Source organism: Mucilaginibacter sp. (assembly GCF_039207105.1).
Lineage (GTDB): Bacteria > Bacteroidota > Bacteroidia > Sphingobacteriales > Sphingobacteriaceae > Mucilaginibacter.
Map to the genome: position 1 here is coordinate 24,014 of NZ_JBCECK010000055.1, position 9,487 is coordinate 33,500.

At 44.2% G+C, this 9,487-nt stretch carries 8 protein-coding genes; 5 read left to right on the forward strand and 3 right to left on the reverse strand.

Features of this window, described 5'->3' with window-relative positions; translation table 11 throughout:
• Position 1 precedes the first annotated feature (1 nt).
• The 3 genes from AAGC65_RS13030 (at position 2) to AAGC65_RS13040 (ending at position 4,767) form a co-directional block, all read left to right on the forward strand.
• Entirely contained in the window at positions 2-2,032 is a 2,031-nt protein-coding gene (locus tag AAGC65_RS13030) for a glycoside hydrolase family 65 protein (RefSeq protein WP_343112891.1), read from the forward strand.
• 205 nt (positions 2,033-2,237) lie between these two features.
• A complete protein-coding gene (locus AAGC65_RS13035) occupies positions 2,238-3,563 on the forward strand; it encodes a vanadium-dependent haloperoxidase (protein ID WP_343112892.1) in 1,326 nt (441 codons plus the stop codon).
• A 25-nt stretch (positions 3,564-3,588) separates the two neighbouring features.
• A complete protein-coding gene (locus tag AAGC65_RS13040) occupies positions 3,589-4,767 on the forward strand; it encodes a glycoside hydrolase family 130 protein (RefSeq protein ID WP_343112893.1) in 1,179 nt (392 codons plus the stop codon).
• A gap of 177 nt (positions 4,768-4,944) precedes the next feature.
• Here the strand turns inward: AAGC65_RS13040 and AAGC65_RS13045 are convergent, their stop codons facing one another.
• From AAGC65_RS13045 to AAGC65_RS13055, 3 genes are all read right to left on the reverse strand, one after another.
• A complete protein-coding gene (locus tag AAGC65_RS13045; RefSeq protein WP_343112894.1) occupies positions 4,945-5,355 on the reverse strand; it encodes a nuclear transport factor 2 family protein in 411 nt (136 codons plus the stop codon).
• Positions 5,356-5,460: 105 nt separating this feature from the next.
• Positions 5,461-6,270, reverse strand: coding sequence for an AraC family transcriptional regulator (locus AAGC65_RS13050; RefSeq protein WP_343112895.1), 810 nt, complete (start codon positions 6,268-6,270; stop codon positions 5,461-5,463).
• An 85-nt stretch (positions 6,271-6,355) separates the two neighbouring features.
• A complete protein-coding gene (locus tag AAGC65_RS13055) occupies positions 6,356-7,249 on the reverse strand; it encodes an oxidoreductase (RefSeq protein WP_343112896.1) in 894 nt (297 codons plus the stop codon).
• Between the two features lie 205 nt (positions 7,250-7,454).
• Here AAGC65_RS13055 and acpA point away from each other — a divergent pair, with 205 nt between their 5' ends.
• A complete protein-coding gene (gene acpA, locus AAGC65_RS13060) occupies positions 7,455-8,819 on the forward strand; it encodes an acid phosphatase (protein WP_343112897.1) in 1,365 nt (454 codons plus the stop codon).
• A gap of 144 nt (positions 8,820-8,963) precedes the next feature.
• A partial coding sequence (locus tag AAGC65_RS13065; protein WP_343112898.1) for a hypothetical protein occupies positions 8,964-9,487 on the forward strand: 524 nt, incomplete at its 3' end.

Below are 9,487 nucleotides of genomic sequence, written 5' to 3' on the forward strand. Positions count from 1 at the left end.
TATGAACAAAGTAGGCACGTTGTTAACAGGCCTGTGTTTTTGGGTCAGCACACTACAGGCTCAAAACGCCTGGCAAATAAAAGCCGATAAAATTGATGCCGCTAACTATTACGGCATAACGGTAGCCAATGGCATGATCGGCATTGTATCATCGCCCGAGCCTTTTAAGGTTAAAAACGTAGTACTTGCGGGTGCTTATGATCTGTACGGCCGGGGCCGGGTGAGTAACTTTTTAAACAGCTTTAACTTACTCAACAGCTACCTCGAAATAGGGGGTAAGCGTATGGAAGCCAAAAATATCAGCAACTTTAAACAGGAGCTGGATATGCAGCATGCGGCCTTTACCACCACTTTTGATTATGGCGATGCCGCATCTATAAAATATACGTATTACTCTTTACGACAGCTACCCTTTACCGTTTTAATGGATATCAGTATTACGGCTAAAAAGCCTATTAACATTACTGCTGCCAGTGTGATGGAAGCACCCGATGCCTTAAAGGATGTGCAGAATTATTACAACGAAATTGACAGGCCGCATGTAACGATCAGCCTGCTTACCTCAACTGCTAAAAGCCCAACAGGCAAATTACAGCTTTGCGCCTCAAATACCTTTTTGTTTAATGAACAGCACGGGCAGGAGCCTCGGGTAATTCATGAAATGTGGGATAATAACATGCACCTCATGAAGTTTAGCAAAAGCTTAACTGCCGGGCAAACGTACCGCTATGCCTTGGCCGGATCGTCTATAACCTCTGCTCATGATGCCGACCCATTGAACCAGGCCGAGCGCCTTACCATGTTTGCCAAGCTGGAAGGCCGCGACCGCCTCATCAAATATCATGAACAAGCCTGGGATGAGTTATGGAAAAGCGACATTAAAATTGAAGGCGATGCTCAGGCCCAGCAGGATGTACATAGCATGTTGTATCATCTGTATTCGTTTTCCAGGGCCGGTACAGCCTACTCGCCATCGCCGATGGGTTTATCCGGCTTAGGTTATAACGGACATGTTTTCTGGGATGCCGATATCTGGATGTATCCGGCGCTGTTGGTGCTGCATCCGGAGATAGCCAAATCATTAGTAGAATACAGGTTTCAGCGTTTGGCTGCTGCCAAACAAAATGCATTTTCGCATGGGTACAAAGGGGCTATGTTCCCCTGGGAAAGCGCTGACAGCGGGGTAGAAGAAACCCCGGTATGGGCGCTGAGTGGTCCGTTTGAACACCACATTACTGCCGACGTTGCCCTGGCCGCCTGGAATTATTACTGCGTTACACAGGATAAACAATGGCTACTTGAAAAAGGCTGGCCTATTCTATCAGCTACCGCCGATTTTTGGGCAAGCCGTGTAGAACGCAATGGTGAGGGGCATTACGATATTAAAGACGTAGTGGCCGCCGATGAATGGGCCGAAAATGTAGATAACAACGCTTTCACTAATGCTGCCGCAAAAGCAAACTTGCAAAGTGCTATAGCTACAGCTAAGATTTTAGGTTTAGCGGCCGACCCGGATTGGCAGCAGGTAGAACAAAATATCCCCATATTGAAATTTCCGGATGGTGTAACGCGTGAATTTGCCACCTACAAAGGTGAGGGCATTAAGCAAGCTGATGTAAACCTGCTGGCCTATCCGCTGAAAACCATAACTGACCCGATACAGATAAAAAAAGACCTGGAATATTACGAGACCCGCGTACCTAACGAGGGTACTCCGGCCATGACCCAGGGTATTTTTACCCTGTTGTATGCCCGCTTAGGTAATGGGGATAAGGCTTATCACTTTTTTAAAGATGCTTACGAACCTAACCTGCTACCGCCATTCCGTGTAATTGCCGAAACCAAGGGAGGTACCAACCCTTACTTTGCAACCGGAGCCGGTGGTATTATACAGGGCTTATTAATGGGCTTTGGCGGGCTTGATATTACCCCCGAAGGTATCATTCAGATCAAAAGCAAATTGCCCAAAAACTGGAAATCATTAACCATCACAGGGGTTGGGGTTGATAAAAAGACTTATGTTGTTAAGTGAAATGTTTAAAAGTAAAATAAACGCTATGTCATTTCGATGAGCCTGTGATGGAATACGCATTGGGGCGAAGAGAAATCTTATACAAATGAACATCAAGGATGCAAATTATATAAGATTTCTCCTCACACTATGCACAATCCTATTTGCTTCGTCGAAATGACAACCTTTTATAAAAAATATCATCTAACTTGCTAAATTACACCCTATGAAACCTTTACTGATTTTTGTTGCCGCTGCCTTATTACTTTTTACATCCTGCAAAAAATCAGATTATAAAACTATTTTGCATAACCCTGCTTTATTCAGCAGCACGGTTTACAGGCTAAACCGCGTAGTAATGGGGAATAACTTTTCGCCGGTGGTGGCCTCGCGTAATTATGCTTATGCCTCTGTAGCTGCATATGAGGTAATAGCGGCAGGTTATCCAAAACAGTACAGATCGTTAGTTGGGCAGCTGAATGGTTTAAAAACTGTTGCCAAAGCACCGGCTGATCAGGTTATTGATTATGAATATGCGGCAATGCTGGCTTTTTGCAAAGTGGGTGAAGCTGTTACCTTCCCCGAAGGGAGCTTGAAATATTATACAGATAGTTTGCATACCATAGCGGTTGAGCATGGCATGCCTGCTGCGGAAATCAGCAATTCCGAGGCTTTTGCAAAAGCTGTGGCAGCCTCTATCATGGCCTGGAGCAAAAAGGATAACTATGCCAAAACCCGCAGTGCCAGCAAGTTTGCTATCAACAACGTACCCGGGCGATGGACGCCAACACCTCCGCTTTATGGTGAAGCGGTAGAACCTCATTGGGGCGAAATCCGTACGATGGTGATGAACAACGCTAAAGAATACAGCGTACCAGAGCCGCCGGCCTTTAACGTGACCGACAAGAACAGCAAATATTACAAAGAAGTAATGTACATCAAAAATGCGGTTGACAGCCTTACCCACGACCAGGCCCATATGGCCGATTTTTGGGATGACAACCCAGGTAAGTTAAACGTAAGCGGGCACGTGCAATTCATTACCAAAAAGTTTTCGCCGCCGGGTCATTGGCTAAGTATTGTGGGTATCGGCGCAAAGCAGGTAAATGCCGATTTTAATAAAACCGTTTATGCCTATGCCAAAACAGCCATAGCATTGTTTGATGCCTTTATTGAATCATGGACGGCTAAATACACCTATAACACCGCCCGCCCCGAGACCGTGATTAACAAATATATTGATGCAGAATGGCGGCCGCACCTGCAAACACCGCCCTTTCCAGAATATACCTGCGGGCATTGCACCGTATCTGCCGCAGCTGCCGAAGCGCTCACCAGTGCCCTGGGCGATAATGTGGCCTATACCGATACCTCCGAACTGGAATTTGGTATAAAAAGCCGATCCTATAAATCATTCCGGGCTGCCGCTAATGAAAACGTTTGGGCCCGGTTTTATGGGGGTATACATTTTCATAATTCCTGCATTGTATCAAACCAATATGGTAAAATTGTAGGCGATTCAGTAGCTATAAAACTGGTGATGAAAAAATAAGTTATAATATAAAGTACTCCCTGCTATGAAACTGAACTTTATTATTCCTCTTGCTGTAGCAATTTCAATGTGTGGCTGCAAAGGCAGTCAAAGTAATGCTTCTAAAGCCGATTCGCTGAAGGACACCGTTAACAACTGGGCAATTTTACCATTTAACAAGATTGATAGTGTTAACCCTATTTTGGAGCCAGGGAGGGGTAAGTTTATCGATCCGATATTAAAAACGCAGGTTTTGTGGGAGGCTAAAGATGTTTTTAACCCGGCTATTGTAAACAGAGGGGGTAAAATATGGATGCTTTATCGTGCTCAGGATAAAACTGGAAAACCTGACGGTACATCGCGCATAGGTTTAGCCGTAAGTACCGATGCCCTGCATTTTGTACGCAAGCCCACCCCGGTTTTGTACCCGGACAATGACGACCTCAAAAAACTGGAATGGCAAGGTGGCTGTGAAGACCCGCGCGTGGTTGAGGATAATAAAGGAACTTATTACATGACCTATACCGCATTTGATGGCAAGGTGGCTCGTCTCTTAGTAGCTACATCAACCGACCTGATCAAGTGGCAAAAACATGGCAGTGTATTTGCCAAAACAGATAGCGGTAAATATGCCGAAAAGTGGAGCAAATCGGGTTCTATTGTATCAACCTATAAAAAAGGCAGGGTAGTAGCTACCAAAATAAACGGGAAGTATTGGATGTATTGGGGTGATACCCAGATATGGACGGCAACATCTACCGATTTGATCAACTGGACACCTACTAAAATGGCCGCTGGCGAGAAACCGCCTGTAAGATTAAGATCAGAAGCTATGAATTTTGCCGAACTCAAAATAGCCCTGCCCACCCGTGAGGGTAAATTTGACAGCGATCTGGTAGAGCCGGGCCCACCGGCGATATTAACCGATAAAGGCATTGTGCTCATATACAACAGCCGCAACGTAACATCATTTGGCGATCTGGAACTGGCCGATGGCACTTACGCGGCTTCGCAGGCTTTGTTTGATAAAAATGATCCAACTAAACTGCTTAAACGCCTGGATACTTATTTTATGAAACCCGAAAAACCGTATGAGCGTTCGGGACAGGTAAACCAGGTTTGCTTTGTAGAAGGACTGGCTGTATTTGACAATAAATGGTACTTGTACTACGGTACTGCCGATTCAAAAATAGCGGTGGCTGTAAGTAATAGTTCTATCAGGTAAAACGAAAACCTTGCTGGATCTGTTGTTGCTTAGTGATCCGCGCCTGCATGAAAACAAGTGATAGGCTAATTAGATATTCCCTCCCAAAGGAGGGAATCGCACAGTCCTACACTTTTTCTATCAACACACGGGCACCATTGATAACCACTCGTTCAAATAGCGGCCTTAGCCGCTGTTTTACAATCTACGGTCGGCCTCGTTAATAAGTACGTCGTTGATGCTGGCAAAGCGCCTTTGCATCAGGCCATTCTCATCAAATTCCCAGTTTTCGTTGCCGTAGGCACGGTACCATTGTCCGTCGGCATCATGGTATTCATACTCAAAACGCACCGCTATGCGGTTATCGGTAAAAGCCCAAAGCTCTTTTTTTAGCTTATAATCAAGTTCCTTTTCCCATTTACCGCTCAGGAACTTTACGATCTCTTCGCGGCCGTTTATAAATTGCGAGCGGTTGCGCCATTCGCTGTCAACGGTATATGCCAAAGATACCCTAACCGGGTCCTGGCTGTTCCAGGCATCTTCTGCCAATTGAACTTTTTGTGTGGCCGTTTCAAAATTGAACGGAGGTAGGGGTAGTTTCTGTTCCATGATATTGTTCTTTGATAATAACAAATATATAGAGCTTTTAAGCTTTATTAGTGGTAATATTTATTGATTGTATGGTACATATCATTCAAAGCCGAGTGCGCTTAACTACAATAATCTGGAGGGGGCTATACCATATGTTTTTTTAAACGCGTACGAAAAATGAGAGAGGTCTTCAAAGCCCAGTTCAAGGTAAATATCAGATGGGGCCTTGCCTTGCTCCTTAATTTGATAATGAGCTTCTTGCAGGCGTCTTTGCTGTAGCCAACGGCTGGGTGTTATGTGGAATATCTTTTCAAAATCGCGCTTAAAAGTGGCCAGACTGCGCCCGGTTAAATAGGCAAAGCGTTTTAGCTGCACGTTAAAATGGTAGTTTTTATTCATAAAACCCTCCAGGTCAATTTTACCGGGCTCGCTAAAATCAAATAGAACATCCTTCAGCTCAGGGTTGGCTTGTAGTAGTATCAATATAGCTTCGCGCAGTTTTAAGGTAAGCAGGTTTTTATCATGGGGCTGGGGCATATGCTCATAAGGCTGTAACGAATCCATGTAGCTTTTGTATAGTGGGTTGGGCTTTAATGAAATGATGCTGTCGCCCTCATCTTTTTTTTCAGCCTTATATCCATATTCTATACTAAAGTTTCGGAGCGTTGCCTGATCCAGATAAATAGAAACTGATTTAAACTCACCGCTCGGAGGAGGTTCTTTCAGAAATTTTACCAGCTGGTTTCGTCTGCTCAGCCTGAAATCGCCGGGGCCGGAGGTATATATCTTATCGGCGCCGGTAAGGGTGAGGTTACCGGATATCTGGTAGCTAAAGGCATGCTCAGTGATAAACTGTTCGCCCCCGCGGCTCCTGGTGTAATAGCAGGAGTAATGAATTTCTGATTGAGAACTTAGTTGGTTTTCAGCAAGCATATTGATCAAATTTAACTAAAAAATCAAGAGCATTGCCGGATAAAATTTATACGGTAATGCTCTTGAGTATAATGAAGAAACTTGTTTACTCCCCTTTTTTTAATTTGGACATGATTGCCTTGCCGGCTTCTGTTTCCAGGAAGTTTCCAGCGTTGTCATGGTCCGTTGATAAACTTACAGGCATCCATTTTTCCATTTCGGCTGTACGGGCTGCATCAGCCTGTTTCAATATAGCGATGGCTTCGCTGCCCAGTACCAGGTGCATTGGAGGCTCAGAGCTGTCAACCAGGTTTACCATAACCTGAGCCGCTTTTTCCGGATCGCCCATAGGTACAAATTTGCCGCTTTTAAAAAACTCGATACGTGCATCTACCGTTGTTTCATAACCAGCTACTGATGGCGCGTAACTCATAGAATCACCGGCCCAATCTGTACGGAAACCGCCGGGTTCGACACAAGTTACATGGATGCCTAATTCGGCTACTTCTTTTGATAAAGCTTCACTGAAACCACTCAGGCCAAATTTGGCGGCTTGGTACATGCTTAGGCCCGGGTTACCTACACGGCCGCCAACTGAGCTGATCTGTAAAATGCTGCCAGATTTTTGCTCGCGCATATAAGGTAATACTACACGTGTAATTTCAATGGGTGCATATAAATTTGTTTCCAGCTGGCTGCGTACCTGCTCGTCAGAAAACGCTTCGGCAGCACCGATGATGCCAAACCCGGCGTTGTTCACCAATACGTCAATACGGCCAAAATGTTGAATAGTGCTTTCTACGGCTGATATGATCTGCTCTTTGTTAGTAACATCCAATTTAACCGCATAAAGCTGATCAGGATATTTATCGGCGAGATCATTCAACAGTTCAGTGTTACGTGCTGTTGCCGCTACCTTATCGCCTTTGGCTAATACTGCTTCTGTTAGGCTGCGTCCCAAACCGCGGGAGCTGCCTGTTATAAACCAAATCTTTGTCATTGTTTTAATATTTAATTTGATATAACAAAGGTAGACTGTATTGGAGCCCTTAGCTTTGTTGAAACGTTCAAGTTGCTTTGTTGAAACGTTCAAGTTGTTCTTGCTTTGGCTTAACATAAATATTACCTTTATGTAATATATCATTAATGCCGAAGGTTGTTTTTTGTGCCTTCAAATCCACTCAAAAGAAAAATATCATCCCGCCATGAAAAGTAATTTTCGTTACTTCATAAAAACCGGTATTATATCAGCCCAGGCTATAGGTGTAATGCTTTTAGGTTCATCTTTTATCAATAAAGAGAATCCCACAAATCCGCCAGCCATTAATAAGGTGGGCCACGTAGTGGTTATCTATTTAGAGAACCATAGTTTTGATAATCTTTATGGCCAGTTTGCCGGAGCCAACGGTTTATCAACTGCCAATAAAAATAATGTAATCCAGGTAGATGCCAGCGGTAAGCCTTATGCTTCTCTGCCCCCAATTTCCGGATCAACTGCTTTCCCTACTAATTTGCCGAACACGTATTTTAATATCGATCAGTATATTCCATCTGACCAGGAAACACCGGATGTGCAGCACCGCTATTACCAGGAGCAAAACCAAATTAACGGTGGTAAAATGGATAAGTATGCCTTGTATAATACTTCGGCAGGTTTAACGATGGGGTATTATAAAACTACCCTGTTGCCATTATATGCTATGGCAAAAAAATATACCCTGTGCGATAACTTTTTTCATAGCGCCTTTGGCGGCTCGTTTTTAAATCACCAGTGGCTTATTGCCGCGGCAAGCCCTGTATTCCCGAATGCGCCGGCAAATTTGGTTGCTAAAGTAGATGCATCGGGCAAAATGACCAGCGATGGTACAATTACTCCTGATGGTTATGTAATCAACACCAGCTATTCGGTAAACATGCCCCACCCGGCTCATGCCAACCCGGCTCAGTTGGTACCTAATCAAACTACGCCCACTATTGGCGACAGGCTGAGCGACAAAAATATTTCATGGGCATGGTATGCCGGCGGCTGGGATAATGCCCTGGCCGGTAAACCCGACCCAACGTTTCAATACCACCACCAGCCATTTGTATACTTTGCTAAATATGCTGATGGCACCCAGGCTAAAAAAGATCATTTGAAAGACGAAACCAGTTTTATGGAGGCTGCCAAAAATGGTACGCTGCCAAGCGTTTCGTTTGTAAAGCCGATTGGTATCAATAACGAGCACCCGGGTTATTCTGATGTTCAAAATGGTGAAGGTCACACGCTTGAGTTGGTAAACGCGGTGCTTAACGGCCCTAACGGTAAAGACGCGGTGATCATTATTACTTATGATGAGAACGGTGGTTTCTGGGATCATGTGGCCCCGCCGGTAATTGATAAAAAATGGGGACCGGGTACGCGCGTTCCGGCCATCATTATTTCTCCGTTTGCTAAAAAGGGATTTGTTGATCATACCCAATATGAAACCGTAAGTATCCTTTCATTCATTGAAAAAAGATGGAACCTACAGCCGCTGAATGATCGCGATAAAAACGCGAATCCGATGTTGAATGCTTTTTCTTTTTAACATGATGAAGTTGACACCTGAGGGTAGAAACTATTTGCATAAATAAAATTTATAAAACCAGGGGACAGCTTTACGAGGCTGTCCCTGTATTTTTTTACCGGTATTGGTTTAGCAATATGTTGCGTTGCGGGCCCTATAGTTTAAATGAAAAAAGTTGTTTGTATACTGATAGTAGTGATGGCCATTGCAGGTTACGCGCTTTTTTCAAGCGGGGAGGAGAAACCAGCAATTGAAAAGGCGGTTGCAAAAACATTATTAGTACAGGTAAATGATTTTTCTGATTTTATAACCAACAAGTTCGAGGTAGCTGCGACGAGTGATACACCCGATGAAAAGCAATTACAGCAACTGTTTTTGCAGGCCAGGAACTATTATAAAAAGTTTGAATGGGCGGCCGAATATTTTGATGCTGCAACTACCCGCAGCGTAAACGGTGCTCCGGTATCCGAGGTAGAGGTAGGTAGCGGTCAGATATTTGATCCCGCCGGTTTACAGGTAATTGAAGGGATCTTGTATCCCAAATATGATGCTTCCAGAAAGCAGGAGCTGTTACAACAACTTCACATATTACAGTTGGGTTGTAATAAATACAAGACCTATTTTACCAATATTGACATTTTTGATTGGCAGGTATTTGATGCAGCCAAGCTGGAGGTATTCAGGATATT